Raw genomic sequence first — 24,883 nt, forward strand, 5'->3', positions numbered from 1 at the left:
TAGTTGTTTTTGAACATCTGTTTGCTTTTGATATGCGTATTTTTGCGATCTAAACGTTTTAATTATCAATCATTATGCTAATGCTAAGAAAAATTGTATTCTTCCTTTTTGTGTTTGTTGGATTATCATTGTTTGCACAACAAGACTATATGGTCAGTTCTTATGTGCGGGGTAATTTTTACAACCGTGGTCGTATTTCTACAGAAAGCTTGCGGGCAAGTGACGACCTTATTTTCTTGAATGTTCATCCTAATAAAGACGGATCATTGTCATTTGAGAATCCACGTGTATTTCAGGGAAAAGGGGTGACCACTTGGGAAGGTTTGCTTAAATCGGTTCGTGCAAAAGTAAAAGGTACAAAAGTGAAAATACGTTTAGGAGCTTCCAGTGGCGAATGGAAAGCGATGGTGGCCGATGAGGCCGCTCGTACGACGTTTGCAAAGAACATAAAGACTGTACTGGAAAAGAATAAACTGGATGGCATTGATCTTGATTTTGAGTGGGCAGAGAATGAGAAAGAGTATGAGGATTATAGTTTGGCTATCCTGAAGATGCGGGAAGTGTTGGGAGACAAGTATCTTTTCAGTGTATCTCTGCATCCTGTTTGTTATAAGATTAGTAAGGAAGCTATTGAAGCTGTTGATTTTATTTCACTTCAGTGCTATGGTCCTTCACCGGTTCGCTTTCCGATAGAGAAATATTGTTCGGATATACAGATGGTATTGGAGTATGGTATTCCGAAGGAAAAACTGGTGGCAGGAGTTCCTTTTTATGGGGTGACCAAAGATAATTCAAAGAAGACAGAGGCTTATTTCAATTTTGTACAGAATGGATTGGTTACGAGTCCTGCACAGAATGAAGTGATCTATCAAGGAGATACTTATGTGTTTGACGGTCAGGATAACATTCGTATCAAAACCCGTTATGCAAAGGAACAGAAGCTGAAAGGTATGATGAGTTGGGATTTAGCTACGGATTTGCCGTTAAGTGACAGCAGGTCATTACTAAAAACAATGACTGAAGAATTGAGGGAATGACTTAGTTTGCACGACTGCTGCTTGTAAATCCTTTTTATAGATGCTGCCTAACAGGCTCTGTTTTAATAGGTTCCTCCCCTCCTTTATTATAAATCAGATTTATAAAGAATGTGTTAAAACGTTTTTCTTTAGAGAAATACCCCTGCCGCAATATCTTCATTTGCAGGAATTTGTTCAGGAAATATGCCTCTACCAACAAGCATATCTCTGACTGCGACATTATTGTCAACATGTTCATTTTCAATGGCAGTTTGTCCGTATAGGTCTTTTTGCTGAACATTCACAGAGGTCATTTCTGCGGCAAAGTCTTTGGCTTTTATGCTGATGGTCGGAAGAAAATCAGCCAATGGTCGACTATCAGGTACGTCAAGTTTACGTTTTAGCATTTTGGTGTCCATGTGAAACAGTGCTTTATCTCCTTTGGAACGTATAATGGCGAATCCTTGATTGTCAACTCCTCTTTCATATAAAACACCCGAGAGAAGTTTCTCTGTCTCGGCTAGTTTGGTACGTGCTTGGACACGTTCATATTCTATTAAACGTTGCTCTACTAATTCTGCACGGCGCGTTTGTATTGCAAAGTAGTTTTGAGCAAAGGCAATTTCTTGCTTTCGAGAATCTCCATTTTGTGCTACCAGATAGCAGGCATAACGGGTCAGAAAGATGTTATCTACTTCTCTTTCAGCGCCTGAACCTAATATAACCATTTTGCTGACGTCAGCAAAATGGTATGCAATATTTTCTCCGGCATTTTTACATGTATCTTTTGCTTTCTATATGATAGACAGGAAGTTACGCCATTGAGAATATCCTAACAATGGATAAAGTTCTCTCGCACTCCAACATTCCACTTTGTTGTATTCGCAAACAATGCTCTCAAACTGCTTAAATAGCTCTTTTATTTCTTCTGATTTCATTTTATTTCTGTATTATGTTGGTTCCATTTTATTCATCTGTCTTTATCTCCGCCTTGCCATAATATCCCGGCATCGGTATGTAAATCGGATTATAATAAGTATTGATATTCTTCAACTTCTTCTCCTCCTCTTTCAGCCGTTTGATTTGCCGTGCGGCAGTGGTAGGGGCAAAGCCGCACAATCCTTGAAAGTCGCGACGAGTTAATACAGGGTTGCTCTTGAAGTAGTTTGTCAGCAATTTGTCTATCTCGTCATTTGAAAGGACAGCCGAATGGGGTTTCAGTTTACTTCGCTCCACATGAACAACACTGACTGACCTTTTCAGTTTGACGTCCGCTTTAAAGCTGATATTGGCTTTGAGTTTTATCTGATTCGCTTTTAGTTTGGGCGAAGTGATAGGTTCTTGACTATTCAGCTTTATCTGGAAATAACCGATGCCATCCAGATGGACGCTTTGTCCTTCCCGAAGACGATCCCCCATAAAATGACTTAGGGATTCGAGAACTGACTTTACATCCCCTTCAGTTAGAGAAGTTGCTATCTGGATTTCTTTTGCCAAATAGTCTGTGTCAATGTGTTGGAAGTTGACTACACGTGCGTGATACACTTCTTTGTCTTCCTCATCCTTGGGACGGGGAGTCTTGTACAATTCAAATTGTATTGCCATTATTTATTTGTTTTTTGCCTTATACATTACTACGTACCTTTAATTTACCGTTGCAAGCCTATAAGGACATTGTTTTCTGTTGTTGCAAAGCTAATCGATCATCTTCGGACTTAGGGGGAGGGTGTTATATAGCTGTTGTTTGTTTGTTATCAAGCGGCTTTTATAAGTTATCCTGCCTTTATTCTTGGACTAAGGCATAGGGATAGTTGTCTTCCGGTGCCTTTATCATTAGTTTCCCACGGCCGTGGAGAGATCTCTTCATGGCTGTGGTAGTATCTTTCCACGGCCGTGGTAGGAATTCGCCACGGCCATGAAGAATGAACTATATCGGTAACAAAGATAAACTATATCAGGGAGAAAAGCAAACTATCTCTGCTTGTTTGAGGTATTTATACGCCTTGTTCTATCTGATAGATATAGGACAGGGGAGAATTAAACTATTCAACAAAAACAAGCTATCTTATGCATATAGGGCCTTTATTCGGCTATTTTGTAGATGATAGATAACCAGTTTTTGCTGGTAAAAGTATGATAGATACCTTTTTTAAAAGCTATCTATCATACTTATTTCTTTGATAATGAGAAGAGTATCAAAATGAATGATACTTATGATAGATATTTTTTCACTATGGTGAGTATATATGTCCACCGAACTGAAAAATGGTGTCTTATGATTGTTTACTAAATACCCTATTTCAGCTTCTTCTGATACTCATCCGAATTCAGTATCTCCAGCGCCTTTTGTATACTCTCATTGGTGGTATTCATTACCCGGAAATATTCGTTCATATCCCAAAGGTCACGGGCTATCAGTGCTTTGAGCTGTGTTTTGATGAGAGGGAGCGACTTCTGATATTGTTCTTCATTGAATTTCACTCCTTCTTTCTCTCCTATTTCCTTTAAAATGGCGAGCATATCATCATCGACTACGAACTTTTCATCAAACGATTCGAATTTCTTGTATTTGTTTTTCAACTCTTTCCGGTGTCCTTCGATAAACTGCATGGTGAATTTAATCACGGCTCCTTTAGCTACCAGATTACGGTGATAATCCGTATAAAGAGTAGTGTCAATAGGTACGAAATAGTCCGGCATGATACCCCCTCCGCCATAAACAGTGCGTCCTAGCTTCTTGGTTTGTGCTTTCAGTGAATCCGGGAAGTGAATACTGTCAGCATTCATCAGTTCACCGTGGTTGAAACGTTCTATCAGGTCCTTGTTGTAATCGACAGTACTGTCGTATGGTTTCTGGATGGAACGTCCCGATGGAGTATAATAGCGCGCAATAGTCAAACGAATCATGGAACCGTCCGGCAGGTCGATAGGACGTTGCACCAATCCTTTGCCGAAAGAACGGCGTCCTACGATAATTCCTCTATCCCAATCCTGCACTGCACCGCTGACAATTTCGCTGGCGGAAGCCGTATATTCATCTACCAGGATGATAAGGCGTCCATTACGGAAATCTCCGTTTCCTTTGGCGTAGAAATCACTGCGTTTGGCAGTCCGTCCTTCCGTGTAGACAATCAATTCTTTTTGCCCCAGGAATTCGTTGGCAAGGTCGATGGCTGCATTCAGGTAACCTCCTCCGTTTCCTTGCAGGTCGAGAATCAGGTCCTTCATACCTTGTTTCTGAAGGCTTGTCATTGCTTTCTTGAATTCTTCGGCAGTGGTTGCTCCGAAGCGGTTGATGCGAATATAACCTGTTTTAGGCTGAATCATGTAAGAAGCATCGAGGCTAAGGATAGGTATTTTATCTCTTTTCACTGTGAACAATAAAGGATCCTGCACGCCACGACGAACGATAGTCAGGTTGACTTTAGAGCCTTTCGGACCACGCAGACGCTTCATAATATCTTCCGTACTCATTTTCACTCCGGCAATGGCGCTGTCATTGACCGCAACAATACGGTCACCGGCAAGGATGCCAACTTTTTCGGAGGGTCCGTTGCTGACGGGTTGCACTACTAACAGGGTATCTTCAATCATCTGAAACTGAACTCCAATACCTTCGAAGTTACCTTGAAGAGGTTCGTTCATTTTCTTCACTTCTTCTGCGTCCGAGTAGGTAGAGTGCGGGTCGAGTTGTGCCAGCATCTTGATGATGGCTTCTTCCACCAACTTGTCTTCATCTACTTTGTCTACATAGAAATGGGAGATTGCGAACTCTGCCATTTGTAGCTTGCGCATGGCTTCAGAACCGAAATTTTGGGCTTGTAAGGCTGATACTGCCCACAGGCAAGCCAAAAGGACGTATATTTTAATCTTATTCATAATCTTACTTTATATTAATAGCCGAGTATTAACAACCGGGCACAGATACGCCTGCATCCTTCTCAATTCTCCATTCTCAACTCTCAACTTATCCTCATTCCTTTGGGAATAAACTGGCTGATATCTTTATTATAAGTCAATAATTCGCGTACAATCGTCGAGCTGACGCAAGTCAGTTCCGGTTCTGTGAAGAGCAGGATGGTTTCAATGCCTGCCAGTTTGCGGTTGATGTCCGCAATCGTTTCTTCATACTCGAAATCTTTCACTGTACGGATACCGCGGACAATAAATCTGGCCCCTACTTCCTGCGCAAAATCAATGGTCAGACAGTCGTAGGACATCACTTTTATACGAGGCTCATCCTTGTAAAGCTCCCGAATCATTTCTTCTCTTTTCTCAATGGGAAAGTATGTATTCTTGTTCTCATTGATACCGATTCCTATCACGATTTCGTCCATAAAGGTGAGTGCACGTTCCACTACCGAATAATGTCCGATGGTGAAGGGGTCAAAAGTACCCGGGAATATTGCTTTTCTCATGATGCCAAATCTTCTTCTATAACCAGATTATCTATAATAAAGTTCTGTCGTTCCATGGTATTTTTACCCATGTAGAATTCAAGTAGTTCTTTCACTGCGTCCGTCTTTCGTAAAGAAACTTGCTCCAGACGCATGTCTTTACCGATGAAATGCTTGAACTCGTCCGGTGAAATCTCTCCTAAACCTTTAAATCGCGTGATCTCCGGATTCGGGCTTAGTTCGTTAATTGCATTGACACGCTCTTCTTCACTATAACAATAGATTGTTTTTTTCTTATTGCGTACACGGAACAAAGGCGTTTGCAGAATATATACGTGGCCTTTTTTTATAAGGTCAGGGAAGAATTGCAGGAAGAAAGTAATTAATAGCAGGCGGATATGCATACCGTCCACATCGGCATCGGTTGCTACGATGACTTTGTTGTAGCGTAGTCCGTCCAAGCCATCTTCTATATTCAGGGCTGCCTGAAGCAGATTAAATTCTTCGTTCTCGTAGACCACTTTCTTAGTTAACCCGAAAGAATTCAGCGGTTTACCACGTAGACTGAACACTGCTTGCGTGTTCACATCACGGCTTTTGGTGATGGAACCACTTGCAGAGTCCCCCTCGGTGATAAAGATGCAGGAATCTTCTTCCAGTCCTTTTCCTTTCGGGTCGTTGAGGTGAATACGGCAGTCGCGCAATTTGCGGTTGTGCAGGTTTGCCTTCTTTGCACGTTCACGGGCAAGTTTGGTTACACCTGCAATGGCTTTACGCTCTTTCTCGGATTCTTGGATCTTTTGTTGTATCGCTTCGGCTACATCCGCATTTTTGTGCAAGAAGTTGTCCACTTCCTGTTTGATAAAGTCGCCTACATATTTATTGACTGTCACTCCGCCGGGAACCATATTGGTAGAACCCAGCTTCGTTTTCGTCTGACTCTCAAAGATAGGCTCTTCCACATTGACGGCAATGGCAGCAACCAGTCCGTTACGAATGTCGGTATAGTCCATATTCTTGTTGAAGAACTCCTTGATAGTGCGGGCGATGTGTTCCTTGAAAGCACTCTGATGCGTACCTCCTTGGGTGGTATGCTGACCGTTGACGAAGGAGTAATATTCTTCTCCGTATTGTCCGGTATGCGTAAAGGCGATTTCGATGTCTTCCCCTTTCAGGTGGATGATCGGGTAAAGTCCGGTTGCCGTCATATTGTCGTTCAAAAGGTCTACCAGGCCGTTGCGCGACAGGATACGGTGTCCGTTATAGATAATGGCAAGCCCGGTATTGAGGTACGTGTAATTACGTAGCATTGTCTCAATAAATTCAGGCTTGAAACAGTAATTCAGGAATAATGTATTATCCGGTTCGAAGAAGATGTAAGTTCCGTTTTCTTCTTCGGTATTCTGCGTCTCGTCGGTCAGCAGGTTTCCTTTTGAGAAAGTGGCGATACGTACTTTACCGTCACGGTAACTGCGTACCTCAAAACGGGAGCTCAAGGCATTGACGGCTTTCACACCGACACCGTTTAGTCCGACACTTTTCTTAAATGCCTTGCTGTCGTACTTACCACCGGTGTTCAGCATGCTGACGGCTTCGATGAGTTTTCCCTGCGGGATGCCTCGTCCGTAGTCGCGTACGCTGACACGGAGGTTTTCTTCAACGGTAATCTCGATTTTCTTACCGGCTTGCATTTTGAACTCGTCAATACTGTTGTCAATTACTTCTTTCAGGAGGACATAGATTCCGTCTTCGGCATGTGCACCGTCGCCCAGCCTTCCGATATACATACCGGGGCGTGTGCGTACATGTTCCATGTCACTTAGGTGACGGATGTTGTCGTCAGTGTACTCTACTGCATTGTTGTTGTCTACAGGTATCAATTCGTTCTCTTCCATAGCTGTTTTTTTATTTTATCTCTTTGATGAACGCACGGCGGCGCTTATGTTGTTGAGTCTCAAAGTAATCCCATTGTGCCTGAACTTTTCCGTTCAGTTCCAGTTCGGGGTTGCTTTCCGCAAAGATAAAACCTAATTTTTGATAAACTGGAATTAAATCGGAAAATAACAAAGCGTTAACACCTTTGTTTTGATATTCCGGTTTCACTGCAACGAGTAGCAGATCAAGCATTTTGGCACGGCGTTTCATAAATAGTGCCTTTAACAGATAGAACCATCCGAGTGGCAACAGACGCCCGTGTGATTTCTGTAAAGCCTCGGCGAGAGATGGCATGGAGATACCTACACAGACCAGTTCGTCATTGGCATCAGTAATCAGTGTAACCATCCGTAAGTCAAGGATCGGCAGATACATTTTCACGTATTGGTCGATTTGCCGCTGTGTCAACGGAGAATAGCCATAAAGAGGACTGTATGCTTCATTCATCAACTCGAAAATCTTCTGTCCGTAGTCTTTGGCTATTTTTCTTCCGGAAGTATATTTCTTTATCTTGAGGTTATATTTTCGTTGGATCAGTTCGGAGATACGTTTATGCTTGTCGGGAATGGCATCCGGTATGTAGATTTTGTATTCCACCCAGTCGGCGTCTTTCTCGAAGCCTAACTTTTCCATGTGTACAGGATAGTACGGGTAGTTGTAGATAGTAGCCATGGTACTAAGTTGGTCGAATCCTTCAACTAACATACCTTCCGCATCGAAATCAGTAAATCCGAGAGGACCGGCAATGTGAGTCATGCCTCGTTCTTTTCCCCATTCTTCCACCGTTTTGATGAGTGCGGATGATACTTCGGGATCGTCGATGAAGTCTATCCATCCGAAACGAACGTTTTTACATTCCCACTTCTCGTTCGCCTGATTGTTGATGATTGCAGCTACACGTCCTACTATTTTATCGTCCCGGTATGCGAGGAAATAATCTGCTTCACAGAATTCGAATGCTGCGTTTTTCTTCTTGTTGAAGGTGTTGAGCATGTCGTCATAGAGGTCAGGCACAGAGTAAGGGTTACCCTTGTACATTCTGTAATTGAAACGGATAAATTTCTTAAGTTCTCTCTTTGTGGAGACTTTCTTGATTGTAATAGCCATATCTCGTATTTATGATTTGAGCAGGCAAAGATACGTGATAATCTTTAAATTACAACGTGTGGGGTGGCAAAAACTGTATCTATATAATTTTAGTGCTTATGTACCATTTGAGTTTATGCATTATGATAGTGAAGAGGGAGTTTACTTCGATGAAAAGCAATAAACATTACCCGCAAAACCACAAACAATCATCTTATTCCCGGATACGGCTACGGTTGAAAATATAGGCGCTCCAATGTGTCGTTTATCTTTTATAATTCCTGTAGTTTGGTCGATGGCATATAGATAACCGTCGGAAGCTCCGATGTAGACAATTCCTTGTGATGCAACAGGACTTGTTTCAACTCCGGCTTGCGGAGTGGTGGAATAAGGAGCAGTATATACAAGTGAAGGTGACGTTTCTGCTTTCCATTTATTGAAAAGTGTAGATTTGTCCAATGCGAAAACTCCCCGGTCGGCAGTACCGAAAATGATTTCCTGTTCGGTGATGAGTGGGGTGGATGTAACATCCAGATTGGCTGATAACTCTTTTTGTTGCAATACTTTTCCGGTCTGTGGCTCTATTGTGAAGAAGCTCTTGGAAGAGATAATCCATAATTTCCCGTTTTTATAGACAGGAGAGGCTCCCCGGTTGCCAAGTCCGTTGTCAGATAGTTTCCAGAGTTGCTTTCCTGTGTGGATATCATTGCCGTATAAACCTCCCCATTGGGTTCCGCTGACTAATACATCTCCGGCAATAGTGAGTGTTGTAGTAGAACCTTCCCGCTGTTTCCAGTCCTTGTTAGTCCATATCGTTTGTCCTGTTTTTAGGTTGTAGGCAGATAGTCCGGCGCCGATTCCGGCATAGACCACTCCTTTGTCTACTGTCAAGCCTTCAGTCAGATAGGGATAGCTGTCCAAATTAATAGATTGTTTCCAGAGTAATTTCCCTGATTCACTGTCTAAGGCATAGAGGTTGCAGGAGGCATCTTGAGCTACTACAATTCCATTTTCATAGGCTATTGTGTTCTTAACAGAATTTGCAGTACGGAATTTCCACAACAGTTTGCCTGAATTAAAATTAAATGCGCAGATAAATGTGTTCAGTGATACATTATCGTCGGTGGTAGCGATAAATACTTTCTGTCCGGCGATAATGGGAGAACACATAAAAATGTTACTGCCTGTATTAGCTGTCCATTGTAATTGCAGGGGGAGCTTGATTTGAGAGTTGTTGACTCCGCCGGAGTGTGCTGCGTTTTGAAGTAATGTATTCCAGTCTTCACCTGCAATAGTGGATAATTTGAAGTCCTTTTGGTAGATAAACTGGCTGGTAGCAGTCGCTTTCTTTCCGTTGCTGAAGAATGAAGTCACTGTGAGATTTAGTTTTTTCCCCATTTCATTAGCCGGCATTTGAATGTTTCCACCCCAGTTCCATTCTGTACGGGAGGCTAGATCGCCTTTAGCTATTTCTTGATTATTTTCCGAATCGCTTAGGATATAAGAAACGTGAGACGTTTTGGCCTGCGAATAATATGTATTGACGGAAACAGGAAGCTGATCTTTAGTGATGGTGCAGGCTGCGGCCGTCTGATTATTCATCGGAGAGACTATTGCGATTTGTGGCTCGATGAAAGCATATCGCAGTTGGGTGGTGATATTGTCGTTTGCGTCTACTTTTATTTCTCTAAAAGAAGAAGGGGAATGGTCAATGCCTCCTTTATCCAATGTGCCGGTACAGATTGTATAAATCCCATTTTGGTTGCGGACATAGTTGTAATGCATGTGTCCGTAGATTTGGGCTTTGGTATTGAAAGAACGAAAATCAAGCAGATGATCGTCATCTGCTTTAAAGACGAAAGAGTCATTTGGAGTAAATAAGTCGTGATTGAAAAGGATAAGTGCCTGGTCTTTTTTTATGAGAGCAAGATCGTTTTTTAGCCAGTTGTATACATCTCTTTGGGTATAGTTGGTCGGGTTATCTCCGTGGTCGATTGGAGTGACTACATAATGAACGTTACCTATATCAAATGAATACCATGTCGGACCATAGAGAGATTCGTAAAGCTCTTCGCCATAGTTGCCTTTCACTAAGTCATGATTACCGATACAATAATAAACAGGACAATCCATTGTTTGTGCATTTACCACTTGATTGTGGATGGTGAGTCCCGGTTCGTAGCAGATATCTCCGGTGTGAATGAGGAAGGCAGGCTTCTCATTGTCAATGTATTGCTGGAGATCGGTTACCCAACGCCCCATTCCACCCGTTACTTCGGTGTCGGTGATTTGCACGAAAGAATGTTTTCTGGGTTTTGTCCGCTCGCTTTCGGTTAAGATAAAATCGTAGCTTTTTCTGTTCTCTTTGGTAGAAAGGTAGAATTGTTGTGTTTCAAATCCCGCAGGAGTTGTAATACTTATGAATCTTGTTTTCTCGAATCCGGGCAAAGAGAACCGACCTTTCTTATCTGTTTTTACTACGTTCAATCCATCTGTTACCATAACTCCCGCCAGCGGCTTATCGCCTTTATCAACTATGCCCGATTGATTAGTGTCGACAGAAACTGTTCCCTTAAATTGAGCGCATAGAGGCAGATATAGTAAAAATGATACCAGAATCACAGATAGTCTTTTCATGGTCGGTTCTCAAATTTTAGTGTGTTAAGCTAATTATTCCTTCTCTTGTTTTAGTTGTTTTATTTCTTCGTTGTACCTGATTTCTTCTTTACACAGAGGCTTATACCAAGTCTTTCTTAGTATCAAGGTCGTAACCAGAAGCAATGCGATAGAGCTCCAGAGCCCCAATTGTTGGCGGACAACGAGATACATTGGGATAATGGTAAGGCTGCATTGCCACACAATGCCGATTGCCACGTTGAATGCGTCTCTTTTGAAGTTGCGGTTTGGCTGGATATGAGGGTAACGGGCCAATGCTTTTTCTTCAATCGGCTTCCACCATCCCCATGGGCGTACACGGGTGTAGAAGTTGATGAGCGTCTCTTCGTCTGTTGGAGGTGCGCTATAGGTTCCTGCGATGCATCCTATCAGGGAAACTCCGAACAGTACGGGGAAGAAATAGAGTACCCATGCGTCGGGAACAGTGAACTTCATGACGATGGCTGCTATTACTCCGGCGGTCATTCCCCAGAAATAGCCTTCACCATTGAAGCGCCACCAATGCCATTTCAGTACGTTGGCCGCGATGTATCCTCCGAAGAGTGCTCCTACAATCCATTGGAATATTTCATTGATGTCTTTCAGGAAGAATCCGATGACAGTGCTGATAACTACTACTGCGACAGAAATAATATAGCTACTGCGTATTTGTGTTTTCACACTCGCTTTCGGATTGATATATTTCAGATAAATATCATTCACGATATAAGCCGGTGCGGCATTAACAGTGGACGCAAAAGTCGACATGAAAGCTGCCAGTAGTCCGGCTAGTAGGATTCCGGCTAATCCTGCAGGCACATAACGTGTGATTAGATGGGGGAGGATAGTTTCAAAATCCGTTCGTGTCACTTCCATTTGTGTCAGACCGCCATCTTCTTTAAAGAAGTAGATAGCCAGCAGAGCAAATCCCATAATCATCAGGTAGCGGGGGATTAATAGTACGACTGATACGGAACCGCTCATCATAGCCGCTTCTTTGGGGGATTTGCAAGATAGAATTTTCTGCATATCATAGTTGGGCGCCGGTCCTGCCATACTCATAAATATTCCTTTGAGCAAGGCCATCATGACGAAGATGCTAATCAGGCTATATGGTTCATTCGCCATCCGTTCCGTCAAGAGGCTCATCCGACTGCTCCAGTCGATATCCAGCGTCCATCCGAAGAAAGGAGAGTCCCAGCCGGCCGGTACGAAAGAATGAATCATGTCCGGTGCTACCATTTGCATTCCGATAACAACAATTACGATACCTGCTACTGTCATAATCAGGAACTGCACAACGTCTGTCCATACAATACTCAACATTCCTCCGAGCATTACATAGAAAGTGGCGATTGTGGTAAAGAAAATACCATATACATGAGGAACATATTCTGCAGGCACATTGAAAGGAATGAATGGAGATACTACTTCCCAGGGGATGAATATCTCCATAAATTTACCAATACCTATGAATCCATAACTTAAAAAACCGAGTACGCTAAGTAATGCAAAGATGATAACAATCGTATGTGAAAGAGTCGATCCTTTGCCTTTACCGAAACGTGTCTTAATCCATTCTGCTCCAGTGAGTACATTGGAACGACGTAACCACACGGACAGATAAACCATTAGAAAGATTTGGTTGAACACTGGCCACAACCAGGGAATCCAAAGGCTCTTGAATCCGTAGGCAAATGCCCAATATACCATCAGCATCGTTCCTGTGATGTCAAACATTCCGGAAGCATTGGAGAGTCCGAGCATATAAAATGGCAATGATTTCCCTCCCAGGAAATAAGAATCCATATTTTGGGCAGCCCGTTTCTTCAGGATAAGTCCGATGACAATCATGGCGATGAGATAGGCACAAATGATGAGAATATCGATTTCGTGTAGTTTCATATCGTTATTTCGATTAGGTTTATTTTATTTGATGCAAAAGTAGGGCGAAAGTAGTAGGGAAACAAATATTATTTTAACTCATTCTGATACTTTTTCCTTAAATCCGCAACAGTTATCATGAAAGCGTCCTTCATGATAACTGTTGCGGATTTAAGGAAAAAGAGAGAAAATTCCTGCAGGAATACTCTCTCTTTACAAGCAGAAGGTCATATAGGCAGGCAGATACACTACTCCTTCCTTTACGTACAGGTTCTTCGGATGAATCACATAGCATTCTCCTATGCGCTGATGAAAACTCTCTTTGAATTTGATGAGTGAACGAATAGTATACTTGTCATTCGATTTTACCTCTATCGGAAAAATCTTATATTTTAGTTTGCTTTGGTTCGACAGGATAAAATCAATTTCCATGTCGTTGCGATGCTTTTCTTCATTGTATCGGGTGTAAAAGTAAAGCTTGTGTCCGGCAGCCACAAGCATCTGTGCGATTACGTTCTCGTAGAACATACCCTCGTTCACCGACAGTTTTCCCAACAGGATTTCCCGGTAAAGTTCTCCGTCAGAGATTTCATTCTCATCGAATGTATGGCTGATAAGTAGTCCGGTATCACCCATATAGCATTTCACATAGGTTCTGTCTTCATTCAGCGAGAGGCCCACATTAGGATCTGAACAATTAAAGCATTCATTGGCAATCATTGAATCAGAGAGCCAAAAGAAAGTATCATGATACTTTGGGAAGCTTGCTCCCTTTTCAATACGATTCATTACTACCCGTCTTTCCGAACGTGAAAGAAAAGCGGGAATTTGGTCAAAGATGCTCAATACGTTCGACCTGTAACCTGACCTTATCTTCATTATGTCATTCCGATACAGTGTCAGTATATCCCTTTTTTCCACATCGGCCATTTCGAAGCTCCGGTTGTTCTCCAAATACGCTGACAGGCTTTTCGGCATACCGCCCACAATCATGTATTGACGGAACAATAACATAGCTTTGGCGTGAAGTCCTTGCTCCAAAGGTTCCTTTTTGTCAAAGCATTGGCGGATATATGTTATCAATGGCTCTTCATTCATTGCCCAAGCAAACTCTTCGAAGTCCATGGGGTACATAAGCTGTGTTCTCTCTTCTGAGGGAATGGTTATATCTTGTACATTTTCTTTTATGGAAATGAGCGAGCCTGTCTCAATATAGTCGAACCGCCCATCCGCAACCAGATACTTTATTGCTTGCCGGGCTTTCGGAAACTGTTGTATCTCATCAAATATGATGATGGATTCCTTTGGGTAAAGTTTTACACCATATTCCGAAGAAAGAATCAGGAAAAAGGTATCGAGATCATTCATATAATTGTTAAAGGCTGAAGTAACCGAGTCACTTACCTTGTTGAAATCCATCAAAAGATAGCTTCGGTATTCATTTTTTGCGAACTCTTCCACAAGAGTGGATTTACCTATTCGCCGGGCGCCTTCTATCAGAAGTGCCTTGGTTCCTGCCGCCTGTTGTTTCCAAGCAAGCAGCTTGTTATACATTTTGCGTTTAAATATCATGTAATTCTCTATTTATCATCTTATTAATACGCAAATTTAATGATATCCTCTGCAATACGCAAATTTAATTTCCTATTTATACCCTGCAATGCGCACTTTTGATAAGTGCTATTTTACCTGCAATACGCACTTTTGTATCAGCTATTGTCCTGCTTTATAGAAAAGCCCTCCATTGACGTGGAATTGGTCAATGGAGGGCAACTAATACTGCTCAAGTATTGAGCTCACATTACCTTAAAAATAAACCTGTTCTGCCATTACATATTTGTTAGCTTCTATGAGCTTGCAAATGTTTTCTACAGAAGCAGCAGAGCGTAAACCGTCTGCCGGGGTGTGAAGACAATAATCTATCAGCCTGTCTACGGTGGAAGTTGCTACGTGCATGCGGGTATCGGAAGATGCGTAATAGATATACACTGTTCCGTCCTCGTCTGCAATCCACCCATTTGAGAAGAGCACATTGGAGACATCTCCAATTCTCTCTTCTCCCATAGGGGCCAATAAGAAACCACCCGGTTCGGCAATGACTTTTGTCGGATCTTCCAAAGATGTCATATACAGATAGAGTACATAACGCAGACCGGCAGCACATGCACGAACTCCATGGGCGAGGTGCAACCATCCTTTGGGGGTTTTGATAGGATGGGGACCTTCGCCATTCTTTACCTCTTTTATTGTATGGTAATGACGGTGGTTTATAATGATTTCTTCTTTCACTTCTGCATGGGTAATGTCATCTATAAGCGCCCAGCCAATACCTCCTCCGTTGCCGGCGTCGATAAAGTTATCCTGTGGACGGGTGTACAGGGCGTATTTGCCGTTAACAAATTCCGGATGCAATACAACATTGCGTTGCTGACTTTTGGAAATCAGGTTTGGCAGCCGTTCCCAGCTTTTTAAGTCTTTAGTACGCACGATGCCTGCTTTGGCTATGGCGGAAGATAGGTCGCCTGGTGCAGCGTTCGGGTCAAGACTTTCGGAACAGAAAATGCCATATATCCAACCATCTTCATGGGCTGTCAGACGTATGTCGTAGACGTTTGTTTCACTTGGGTCTGTGTCCGGCAAATGTATCGGGTATTCCCAAAAACGGAAGTTGTCTATGCCATTCGGACTTTCGGCAATGGCGAAGAATGATTTTCGGTCGTTTCCTTCTACACGTACTATTATTAGATACTTTCCATTCCATTTGATAGCTCCCGAATTCATGGTGGCATTTACTCCGATTCGTTCCATTAGGTATGGATTTGTTTCCGGATTCAAATCATAACGCCATTCCAAGGGAGTATGAGCAGCTGTCAGGATAGGATATTTATAGCGCTCGAATATTCCATTTTCGGAAAATATCATCTTATTTTTACGTGAGATAAGTGACTCATGTTCTTTTTTTAGAATATGAAGTCTATTATTGTATCTATTCATATCAATTCAACATATTAAGAGATAAAGATTTGCAGTCCATTTCCCTTGCATCTTCTTGACAAGATAAAAAGAAACTGTTCACAATGCAGATAGACATGAAATGCATGCTGTGTTGTACGAACAGTTTCTTTTTATGTTTTATCATTCTAAAAGTATGGGGGTACTTTTAAACGGATATGTCAAGTTTATAAATTATTGCTTAGTGATAAAGTAAGAACGAACGGTGTAACCGGGTTCCAAGAAGCTAACCCAATACCAGCCATCTTCTACTTTATCTATTTTACAGTCTTCTATTGAATAGGCAACATTTTTATCTACTGCATTTTTAGCAACTTTATAAAGTACAGCATTGGTCTTTACTCCTTCTTCAAGATTACCGGTAAATTGGACTGCAAATCCGGAAGCATAACTTCCTGTACTCTTTATTGTTAATAGCGAAATATTAAGTTCTTCAGAATAAATAGCTTCACCAACTTTTGCTGTAGAAGGATACTGATAAGCATAAGAACCAGCTATTAAGTAACGATAACTTGGATTTTCCCAATAAGGTTCATCAATAGTCTTGATATGAATGTCAATGGATTGTCCTTCTTTGTCCTTGATGGTGATTGCTTTATTGAAATAGTTTCTTTTCAATCCTTCAATAATAACTTCTGTTCCATTTTCTGCTACCGTACATTTGATATAAGATTCGGAGTATTTTGGGAGACTGCAGGTATAATCACCATTTCCATCCAAAATTTTAATCGTAACGGGTTCGCTTGTTATTAGATAAGTAATATCTTCACTATTATCTACTACCAGCCTCTTTATTACTTTCACAGCAATCTCGGCTGTTTTGTTGTGACTGTCTTTCACGGTTAGTATCGCAGTCCCCGGAACGATAGAAGAAGTGATTTCTATTTTTCCATCTTCACTGATTTTTGCTGTTGCTACTGACTCATTGGAAGATGTTATGCTATATCCTCCATTTCCAGTATATATTTCGAGCGTTTTGTGTTCTTCAAAGAACATAGTCGTGGAACTTGTTTTTACTGCTAGCTCCTGTTCTTGAGCTACCACTACTTTCACATTTGCCGAATTCTTAGTCCAGTCGATAACGGTTAACGTTGCAGTGCCATATTTCAAACCTGTTACAATCACTTCATTGCCCGAAATAACTGCTGTCGCTACTGCAGCATTTGAACTAGACACTTTGTATCCGCTATTGCCCCCAGTAATATTAAAACTCCCTTCGGTTGTCTCATCTAAATTAATTGTCAATGTCTCTGCATCCACAGTCAGACTTGTGTAACTAGGTAAGTCTTCATTACAACCGGAAAATAATCCGATTGCACAAAGTGCGATTCCTGTTAAGTGTATTATATTTCTTTTCATGATATTCTCTAATTTATAATTCGTTATTCAACTTCATGGTTTTTCATTTTACCAGTCACAGTTACAACACTATATTTGGGAACGGTAATAGAACGTAAACCGCTTTGAGACGGATTGATCTTTTTGTGTTTCCACTTCACATATTCACTGGAAGTATATGTTCTCATATTTTGGAATTCCACTCCTTCAATCTCAATCAATGTAGAGAATGATTCTTTTTGAGATAAATTGATTAGTACAATAGTGTAGGTGTCATCTTTCACATAAGCAGAAACCAACAAGTCTTCGGGGAGTTTATCTGTTTCTGAAGAAATAGCTTCTACGTCTACACGTACGGCATTTTGCTCAATAAATTTGCTGAACTGTCCAAAAGTATAGTAGCGTGGAACTCTGTAATAGTATGTACTAGGTAATGCCTCTTCTAATTGAATTAGGTTTTCGCCCGTAGTGCTGCAAGGACGTGCACCTGACCACCATACAAAGGCACTCATATTGGCATTTGCCATATAAGCATGAAAAGTTTTAGCCCATTTCATTGCATCCGGCCATGTCTCTTGGCGACCTTTATCATCACTAAGCTCTGTTTGCCACATGTGGACATTGCGCTTTTCTGCCTCTTCAAAAGGAATGACATTTTCATCTCTTGTAGAATATCCATGACCGGCTACAATGAAATTTGGATCTACCAGTTCCGGATATTTTTTTAAACTATTATTGATAAAATCGACCGCCCATTTCCACTGGGCATTTTCTGCATAAACAAGTTTCATATCACTGTGGCCTCTTTTCTCCATCGCTGGACGAAGTTTTTCGAGGACAAATTTAGCCATTTCTTCTTCAGACCATGCACAGGTTGCCCAACCACCTAAACTAGCAAGTTTGTCCGGTTCATTCCATCCTGATAATGCATATATGTCAATGCCGAATTTTTGTTCATATGCATCGACGAAATCCAATAGATATTGGGCATATTCATCGTAATATTCCGACTTGAGGCTTCCACCATTAAGTTTGTTATTGCTTTTCCATTTGATAGGAGGACACCAAACTGAAAAGAAGAAATTGACATCTTTATATTTTCTACTTATAAGGTCAACTAACCACATTTGGCCAAGTTGACATTGTTCTCCGCACTCTTCACCATTGTAGTTTCGCCAGTAGTTATTAATCATAGAAGGATCATCGGGCTGCAGCATAAAATTACGATCCATCTTGAATTCAATATCTCCTGTAGTTGGATTACCGTAAGACGGGAATATCTCGCCTCGGAAAATATTTAAATCCAAACCGTTTTCACTAAACAGGTCTTCTATCACTGCGTCACGCTGCATCGTATTCCAAATACGATGTGACCATCCGCAGAAGGCACAGCCGAAGCCATCAATTACTTGATGTTTGTTTTCTTCTCCGATTTTCATTCTTACAACAGCGGTAGTTGTAGGTTCCGGTGCAATCCCGTCATCGTCAAAATTTTCTTCAACTGGTTCCGGGATAAAAACATCACTATGGTCTAAACTTCCATCGTCACATGAATATCCTAAGAATAGGAATAATGCTACAAATAATAATGAGTATATCTTCTTCATATATTCTAAGTATAAATTGGTTGTAAAAATATTATCTCCATAGTTCAGTTTGTACCATGGCATCATTGTTGTTCAACTCTCCAGAAGGAATAGGGTAATATTTATGTTTTTCTTGAAAGTATTCTGCTCCCTGTTTTTCATTTTCAGTGAAAATATTTTTAATCTCTTCAGTGGTATACCAGCGTTTTAGGTCGTCAAAACGATGTCCTTCACCAAAAAACTCGAGCAAGCATTGGTGCTCTATTTCTAACATCAAGTCCGATTGGGCAAATGTCTTATCAGCTAATCCTGCTCTTTTGCGAACGAGCTTCAATGCGGTGTTTGCCCCGTTTACATCGTTTGTTTTGGCACAAGCTTCGGCGTACATTAACAGCACTTCTGAGAATCGCATAGCTCGTAAATTGTTTGCTTTCCCTTCCTTATGACCCATAATATCAGCATCAGAAGCATTTACAAAATATGCAGTGTATTTTTTTAGCAAAAACTTACCGTCACCTTGACTGTAAGATGGAGCACCACCACTCATTTTACCGCTATTGCCATCCCAAAGTTGCTCCATAGAACGGCTTCCTCCATACCATTTCTCGTTCTTCACTACATCTCCCATAGCTTCGGGATTGAAAAATAAGCTTGCATACATGCGTTTGTCATACTTCGTATCCGAACCGGCAGGACGTTCTTCTTGCACAAACTGGCCGACGGCAAAGCTGGAAGGCATCAGCTTAGCCCAACCACCGGCGGCAACCGGACCTACAAATGTTGGAAGTGAGTTACCTAGGTTGATACCGCTTTCGTTACCCCATGTCAATTCACCATCACTACTATATTGCAATTCGAAAACAGATTCCTTATTGTTCTCATTCGCTGTAGTAAAATTCTCGGCAAAGTTTTCAATTAAGTCGTAACGTCCTGGATAATAAGGGGCTTTCGTCAATAGTTCCAGTTGAGCTTTTGCTTCTGGATACTTGTGCTGGTATAAATATACTTTTCCAAGCATAGCGATGGCTGCTCCTTTCTCAATACGTCCTTTCTCGTCACCGGAACGAGTGACGGGAATATTGCTATTTATAGCATTTTTTAAATCATCCTCTGCTTGCTTCCAAATTTGTTCTTCTTTAGCCGCGGGTTTATTGCTTTCGTCTTCGTTAGACGGAATTAAACGTAGAGGAACTTCTTTATAATTATGAACTAATAGGAAATATTGGAATCCTCTTAAAAAGAGTGCCTCTCCTTTAATCATGGATCGGTCTTCCTCACTAATTCCTGCCGCTGGAATTTTATCGATGTTTTTTATTACAAGATTGGCACGTTGGATACCAGCATAAAGCGCTCCATACGGATCATATCCGGTAGTAGTTGAGTTTTGAAATGTTGCGATGGTCCACATAGAAGGTTCTTCATTCAGAACCGTAAAAATATCATCACCACGACTATTTAAATTTAACCATCCGTCAAATGCTCCGTAATAACCATACATTTGATATTTTATGGGGGAATAAGCAGCGGCAAGACCGCTTTCTGCATCCGCTTTATTTCTCCAGAAGTTTTCTTCCGTGAAATGATTAGGATCTTTCAGATCCAGAAATTTATTTTCGTTGCATGAAGTCAGTGCTCCGGATAAGAGAGTTGCCATGCATATATATGATAACCAATTCTTTTTCATGTTATTAATTCAATTAGTGGATTTTATCATTGTATCATAAACTAACCTGAATACCAAATGAGATAGTACGCGGGAGTGGATAGCGTCCTTGGTCTACTCCTCTTGAGAATACGTTGTAACCCACTCCGATATCTATGCTGCCACTTTCACCGAGGTCAGGGGAATAGCCGGAATATTTACTTAATGTGAACAGGTTTTCCATTGATGTATAGATTCTTACATTTTCCAGTTTTACCTTCTTTAGCAGGCCCTTAGGAAGGGAATAACCGATATCTAGTGTTTTCAGTCGGAAGTAAGAACCATCTTCCAGCCATCTGTCGGTAAAGGCTAAGCCATTGTCTATCCCATCTGTTTTAGAGAAACGAGGAATGTCTGTGTTCTGATTGTCCGGTCTCCATGAGTTAGCCAACTTCGTGCTGTAGTTGCCATTGAACTTACCAGATTCGAGGCAATAACGTTGATAATTATATATTTTGTTACCAGTCATACCATCAAAGAAAAGATTGAAGTCAAATCCTTTCCATTCGCCTCCCATGCGCAGACCGAATGAGAAATCCGGGAACGGATTACCTACATCATGTTGGTCATTTTCATCAATCATACCATCACCATTCCAGTCTTTGTAACGAACGTCTCCCGGTTGTGCACCCGGTTGTATTTGTCTGCCATCCTTATTCTTGTAATTGTCAATTTCTTCTTGAGTGCGGAAAATTCCATCACTTTCAACTAGATAGAAGTAAGACATAGGATGCCCTTTTTCAAATCTGTTGATACCATTTTTGGCAGCGGCGTGAGCGGAATAACCTGAAATACCCATATCGTCGCCTCCAGCCGTAATCTTCGTTACTTTATTTTTCTCTGTAGTGACGTTTGCACCTATATAATAGTTGAAATTATCGCCGATATTGCTGCGCCAGTTTACAGATAGTTCAAATCCTTTATTGCGTACTTGTCCAGCGTTTAGGATAGGAAGTCCGCTGATACCAGCTGAACCTGAAACAGGAACGGGTAGTAATACGTCATTTGTGTTTTTTACATAAGCATCGGCGGTCAATGTCAATTTACCGTTCAGCATGCTTAAATCAAGTCCCACGTTAAAAGTTTCCGTACTTTCCCAAGTCAGGTTGGTAGGTGAGACTGCGGTAACGTTGGGTAACTGACCGAACCATATATTATTTCCTTGAAGGTAATTCATGCCATCGGATACTATGCTAATAGTGGGATAGTAGTTGTCCATTTGCTGATTGCCTAGTTTACCATAGCTGAAACGGAATTTGAATTGGTCAAATATATTTTCCAGCGGTTTGAAGAATTTTTCACGATTGATATTCCACCCGATGGATGCTGAAGGGAAGCTGCCGAATCGATGTCTTTTTTGGAAGCGTGAAGAACCGTCACGACGGATAGACGCTGAAAACAGGTAGCGGTCGTCATAAGTATACATCACACGTCCGAAGAGCGATACGAGAGTTAATTCTTTCAATGAACTAGAGGCTGTCATTGTCTTAACGTTACCTGTCATAGTGTAGATGAATTCTGGAATATCCGTGTTGCTACCGTTCAATCCATAGCTCTTGTCTTTTTGTGCAGAATAACCAACCAATGCAGAAATATTGTGCTTACCAAATGCCCTGTCATAGTTCAACGTATTCTCCAAAACCCACGATTCGTAATCGGATGATCCCTCACTTAGGTCTGGAGCATCGTTTTTACCAGCAGATCCCAAATCGTAAATGCCTGTATATGTGCGGCTCCTGTTATGATCCTTTCTAAGTCCGAGATTCAACTTATACTTTAAACCTTTAATTATTTCAGCTTGTAAATAAGCGTTGAGGAAAATTTGAGTTTTCTCATTGTTTTTGTTCACCGTTGAGTAATATGCATACGGGTTCGGAAGATTGATATCGGCCGAAGTTCCCCATCCTGTAGAGTTTGTCGGATCAAATACCGGTACGACTGAGGGAAAACGTAAGATTTCTCCCATTGTATCTTGATTGATATTTCCTTCTCCTTTAGATAAGCGAACAATCAGCGACTCACCGATAACCAACCTATTATCCAGAAAAGAATAGTCACTTTTCAAACGAATATTGTAAGATTCGTGGCTAGTGTTACGGAGAATTCCTTCCTTATTTAAATAGCTTGCGGACGCACTATATGAACCTGTCTTGGAACCTCCGCTGATGTTTGCGTTTGCTTTGTATGTCATTGCGGTGCGAAGCATTACCTCTTGCCAATCAGTACCTTCACCTACAAAGGGAACAGCACCGACCTCGTTACCGTAACCATCAGCAGACAGTTTATAATAACGTGCGAAGCGGCTGTATTCTTCACCATTAAATACTTTCAGTTTTTTCGGTGTCTGGCTGAAACCTGTGAAAAAGTTTACCTCAAGCTTTGTAGGCATGTCTTTACGACCGCTTTTAGTAGTTACTAATACAACGCCACCGGCTGCACGAGAACCATAAATAGCGGCGGCAGCCGCATCCTTCAACACTTCAATGGAAGCAATATCTGATGGATCTACCATGCTAAGGTCTCCGAAAGAACCGTCAATGACGTAAAGTGGATCATTGCTAGAGAGAGAACTGATACCACGTACGTTAATGGTCATTCCTTCATTCGGGTCACCGCTAGTACTTGTTACGGATACACCTGCAATTTTACCTTGGAGTGCTGTACCTGCATTTGTGGCAACGGCACCATTCAGTTCTTTTGCGCCTACTGAACTTACAGCTCCGGAAAGGTGACTTTTTTTTGCTGTACCATATCCGATGACAACTACTTGTTCGAGAGCCACATTGTCTTCTTCCATACTGACATTAATCGGAGCGTTAGATGATATTGTATGCTCTATACTTTTCATACCTATTGTAGAGAATACCAGTATGTCGCCTTTATTGGCTTTAACGGTATATTTACCGTCCATATTTGTAACTGTACCAGTGTCTTTTCCTTTAACTTTTACTGTGACTCCTGGTAAGGGCTCGTTAGTCGTAGCTTCTGTTACGACTCCTTTAACTTCAATATTCTGGGCTACCAATGGAATACTGGCTAGGCAGAGAAAGAAGAAAAGTAAGAAATGAATTTTTTTACTCATGATTTATTGCATTAGATTTATAAACTCTTAGACATATAATTCGTTTTGTTAATTGTGAGTGGCAATAGGGAATATTTTCCATCAACATTGCTTACACTGGAAGTCTATTTACTGATGTAACTTAATAGATGTGCTACTCCAATAAGATAAAATAATTTGTTTTTCATTGCATATATAATTTTATATTGTTTGAATCTGGGAGCAAAGGTAGGGTGGTTTAGTACGAGGGACAAATATAATTTTATCAAATACTAATACAATATTAACAAAAAGCATAAATATGAGTAAAAAAGACAATATAATTTCTTTAATGTGATACTGAAATACCATTAATTGACGAATTTATTGGTATGAATATTAAAGCCTGATTTATATAATGCCCTCTGGGATATATAAAAATTTCCGGCAGAAGATAAATGAAATAAAGAATGAATGGCTTTGATTTACTATTTGGTTCCATTGGATCTGCGATTTCATCTTCAAAATTGGGTATATAATCATTTGCTGTTTGCAGGCAGCAAATGGTTGTGCCTTTTTCTCGTTTTAATAATTCCGGAATTTGGCTGATACCATAGTTGAAAGTTGCATATCTTTTCTCTATTAATGTGCTATTTTTAAGATTTTGTTGAAAAGTGATTATGCTAAAATTGATGAACTATAGAAGATATTGCATAAATAACTGTATGTATATACGAAAATATAAGCTGATATTGTATAAAGCTATACGGAATATGCATTTTTTCCTGTTTGTAAAGCACTTATTACTTTAAAACCAATGAGGTGTTCCTCGGTGTGCATCGATTTGTTTCTCACCGGAGAAGCTATTGTTTCTCGGTGAGGAAGATGTGAAGGGGCTATTAGGTGCTTGTTTTCCCTCTGGTTTATTATAAATATTGAAAACAAGACAGTGATAGGAATGTGTAATATTTGAATTTATACCTTTTAAATGGTAGATAAAGAAGGAAAAATGTTGCGATTTGATTGGGGAATCATTTAAATAATAATAAAAAAGATTTTTGTACTTGTAAATGCCGGCGCTTTTCTATTCTTTTCAAACGGTGGATGTAATTAATGCCTTTCCAGACTGTTTAGATATTCTTTTTTTAAGAAGAGTCATTTTTTCAGTGAGTAGACTTTTTATATAATGACTATATTTCAGCAATAATCTTTCAGTATATTGAAAGATTATT

Annotated in this window: 14 protein-coding genes and 1 pseudogene; 1 reads left to right on the forward strand and 14 read right to left on the reverse strand. The window is 40.8% G+C overall.

The annotated features are described in order from the left end of the window. Window positions 1–74: 74 nt before the first annotated feature. Complete coding sequence (locus KTR06_RS05440) at window positions 75–1,037, forward strand: glycoside hydrolase family 18 protein (protein WP_217290031.1); 963 nt, start codon at window positions 75–77, stop codon at window positions 1,035–1,037. A 128-nt stretch (window positions 1,038–1,165) separates the two neighbouring features. Here KTR06_RS05440 and dinD read toward each other — a convergent pair. The 14 genes and pseudogenes from dinD to KTR06_RS05510 form a co-directional block, all read right to left on the reverse strand. Then, a pseudogene (gene dinD / locus KTR06_RS05445) lies at window positions 1,166–1,954 on the reverse strand (DNA damage-inducible protein D). A 28-nt stretch (window positions 1,955–1,982) separates the two neighbouring features. Further along, window positions 1,983–2,621 carry an HU family DNA-binding protein gene (locus tag KTR06_RS05450; protein ID WP_151935166.1) on the reverse strand — a complete coding sequence of 213 codons (639 nt, stop codon included), beginning with the start codon at window positions 2,619–2,621 and terminating at the stop codon, window positions 1,983–1,985. Window positions 2,622–3,311: 690 nt separating this feature from the next. Next, entirely contained in the window at window positions 3,312–4,895 is a 1,584-nt protein-coding gene (locus KTR06_RS05455) for a S41 family peptidase (RefSeq protein ID WP_055234461.1), read from the reverse strand. An 83-nt stretch (window positions 4,896–4,978) separates the two neighbouring features. After that, on the reverse strand, window positions 4,979–5,434 hold the full coding sequence (coaD, locus tag KTR06_RS05460) for a pantetheine-phosphate adenylyltransferase (protein WP_004311084.1): 456 nt from the start codon (window positions 5,432–5,434) through the stop codon (window positions 4,979–4,981). Beyond that, window positions 5,431–7,308, reverse strand: coding sequence for a DNA topoisomerase IV subunit B (locus KTR06_RS05465; RefSeq protein WP_004317072.1), 1,878 nt, complete (start codon window positions 7,306–7,308; stop codon window positions 5,431–5,433). Before KTR06_RS05465 ends, coaD begins: the two co-directional genes overlap by 4 nt. 10 nt (window positions 7,309–7,318) lie before the next feature. Beyond that, a complete protein-coding gene (locus KTR06_RS05470) occupies window positions 7,319–8,455 on the reverse strand; it encodes a GNAT family N-acetyltransferase (protein ID WP_004311086.1) in 1,137 nt (378 codons plus the stop codon). A gap of 141 nt (window positions 8,456–8,596) precedes the next feature. Beyond that, the gene (locus tag KTR06_RS05475) at window positions 8,597–11,071 is read right to left on the reverse strand and encodes a PQQ-binding-like beta-propeller repeat protein (RefSeq protein ID WP_008023378.1); all 2,475 of its coding nucleotides are present in this window, start codon (window positions 11,069–11,071) and stop codon (window positions 8,597–8,599) included. A gap of 33 nt (window positions 11,072–11,104) precedes the next feature. Then, complete coding sequence (locus tag KTR06_RS05480; protein WP_061448480.1) at window positions 11,105–12,994, reverse strand: sodium:solute symporter family protein; 1,890 nt, start codon at window positions 12,992–12,994, stop codon at window positions 11,105–11,107. Between the two features lie 192 nt (window positions 12,995–13,186). Continuing rightward, complete coding sequence (locus KTR06_RS05485; protein WP_008023375.1) at window positions 13,187–14,545, reverse strand: ATP-binding protein; 1,359 nt, start codon at window positions 14,543–14,545, stop codon at window positions 13,187–13,189. A 234-nt stretch (window positions 14,546–14,779) separates the two neighbouring features. Further along, window positions 14,780–15,967: a glycosidase gene (locus tag KTR06_RS05490; RefSeq protein ID WP_008775256.1), complete on the reverse strand. Its 1,188-nt coding sequence runs from the start codon at window positions 15,965–15,967 to the stop codon at window positions 14,780–14,782. 192 nt (window positions 15,968–16,159) lie between these two features. Next, entirely contained in the window at window positions 16,160–17,344 is a 1,185-nt protein-coding gene (locus tag KTR06_RS05495) for a hypothetical protein (protein WP_008023371.1), read from the reverse strand. A 23-nt stretch (window positions 17,345–17,367) separates the two neighbouring features. Then, on the reverse strand, window positions 17,368–18,930 hold the full coding sequence (locus tag KTR06_RS05500) for a glycoside hydrolase (protein WP_008023369.1): 1,563 nt from the start codon (window positions 18,928–18,930) through the stop codon (window positions 17,368–17,370). A gap of 31 nt (window positions 18,931–18,961) precedes the next feature. Next, a complete protein-coding gene (locus KTR06_RS05505; protein WP_008023368.1) occupies window positions 18,962–20,593 on the reverse strand; it encodes a RagB/SusD family nutrient uptake outer membrane protein in 1,632 nt (543 codons plus the stop codon). 34 nt (window positions 20,594–20,627) lie between these two features. Further along, window positions 20,628–23,693, reverse strand: a complete 3,066-nt coding sequence (locus KTR06_RS05510) for a TonB-dependent receptor (RefSeq protein WP_120067784.1) — start codon at window positions 23,691–23,693, stop codon at window positions 20,628–20,630. Window positions 23,694–24,883 lie beyond the last annotated feature (1,190 nt).

This window comes from Bacteroides sp. MSK.20.12, assembly GCF_019052435.1.
Lineage (GTDB): Bacteria > Bacteroidota > Bacteroidia > Bacteroidales > Bacteroidaceae > Bacteroides > Bacteroides xylanisolvens.

Bases quoted from the DNA above. Each gene is read 5' to 3' on its own strand.
- KTR06_RS05475 (WP_008023378.1), bottom strand. From the start codon at position 11,071: ATGAAAAGACTATCTGTGATTCTGGTATCATTTTTACTATATCTGCCT.
- KTR06_RS05505 (WP_008023368.1), bottom strand. From the start codon at position 20,593: ATGAAAAAGAATTGGTTATCATATATATGCATGGCAACTCTCTTATCC.
- KTR06_RS05440 (WP_217290031.1), top strand. From the start codon at position 75: ATGCTAATGCTAAGAAAAATTGTATTCTTCCTTTTTGTGTTTGTTGGA.
- KTR06_RS05450 (WP_151935166.1), bottom strand. From the start codon at position 2,621: ATGGCAATACAATTTGAATTGTACAAGACTCCCCGTCCCAAGGATGAG.
- KTR06_RS05480 (WP_061448480.1), bottom strand. From the start codon at position 12,994: ATGAAACTACACGAAATCGATATTCTCATCATTTGTGCCTATCTCATC.
- KTR06_RS05485 (WP_008023375.1), bottom strand. From the start codon at position 14,545: ATGATATTTAAACGCAAAATGTATAACAAGCTGCTTGCTTGGAAACAA.
- KTR06_RS05500 (WP_008023369.1), bottom strand. From the start codon at position 18,930: ATGAAGAAGATATACTCATTATTATTTGTAGCATTATTCCTATTCTTA.
- KTR06_RS05455 (WP_055234461.1), bottom strand. From the start codon at position 4,895: ATGAATAAGATTAAAATATACGTCCTTTTGGCTTGCCTGTGGGCAGTA.
- KTR06_RS05465 (WP_004317072.1), bottom strand. From the start codon at position 7,308: ATGGAAGAGAACGAATTGATACCTGTAGACAACAACAATGCAGTAGAG.
- KTR06_RS05495 (WP_008023371.1), bottom strand. From the start codon at position 17,344: ATGAAAAGAAATATAATACACTTAACAGGAATCGCACTTTGTGCAATC.
- KTR06_RS05470 (WP_004311086.1), bottom strand. From the start codon at position 8,455: ATGGCTATTACAATCAAGAAAGTCTCCACAAAGAGAGAACTTAAGAAA.
- coaD (WP_004311084.1), bottom strand. From the start codon at position 5,434: ATGAGAAAAGCAATATTCCCGGGTACTTTTGACCCCTTCACCATCGGA.
- KTR06_RS05490 (WP_008775256.1), bottom strand. From the start codon at position 15,967: ATGAATAGATACAATAATAGACTTCATATTCTAAAAAAAGAACATGAG.
- KTR06_RS05510 (WP_120067784.1), bottom strand. From the start codon at position 23,693: ATGAGTAAAAAAATTCATTTCTTACTTTTCTTCTTTCTCTGCCTAGCC.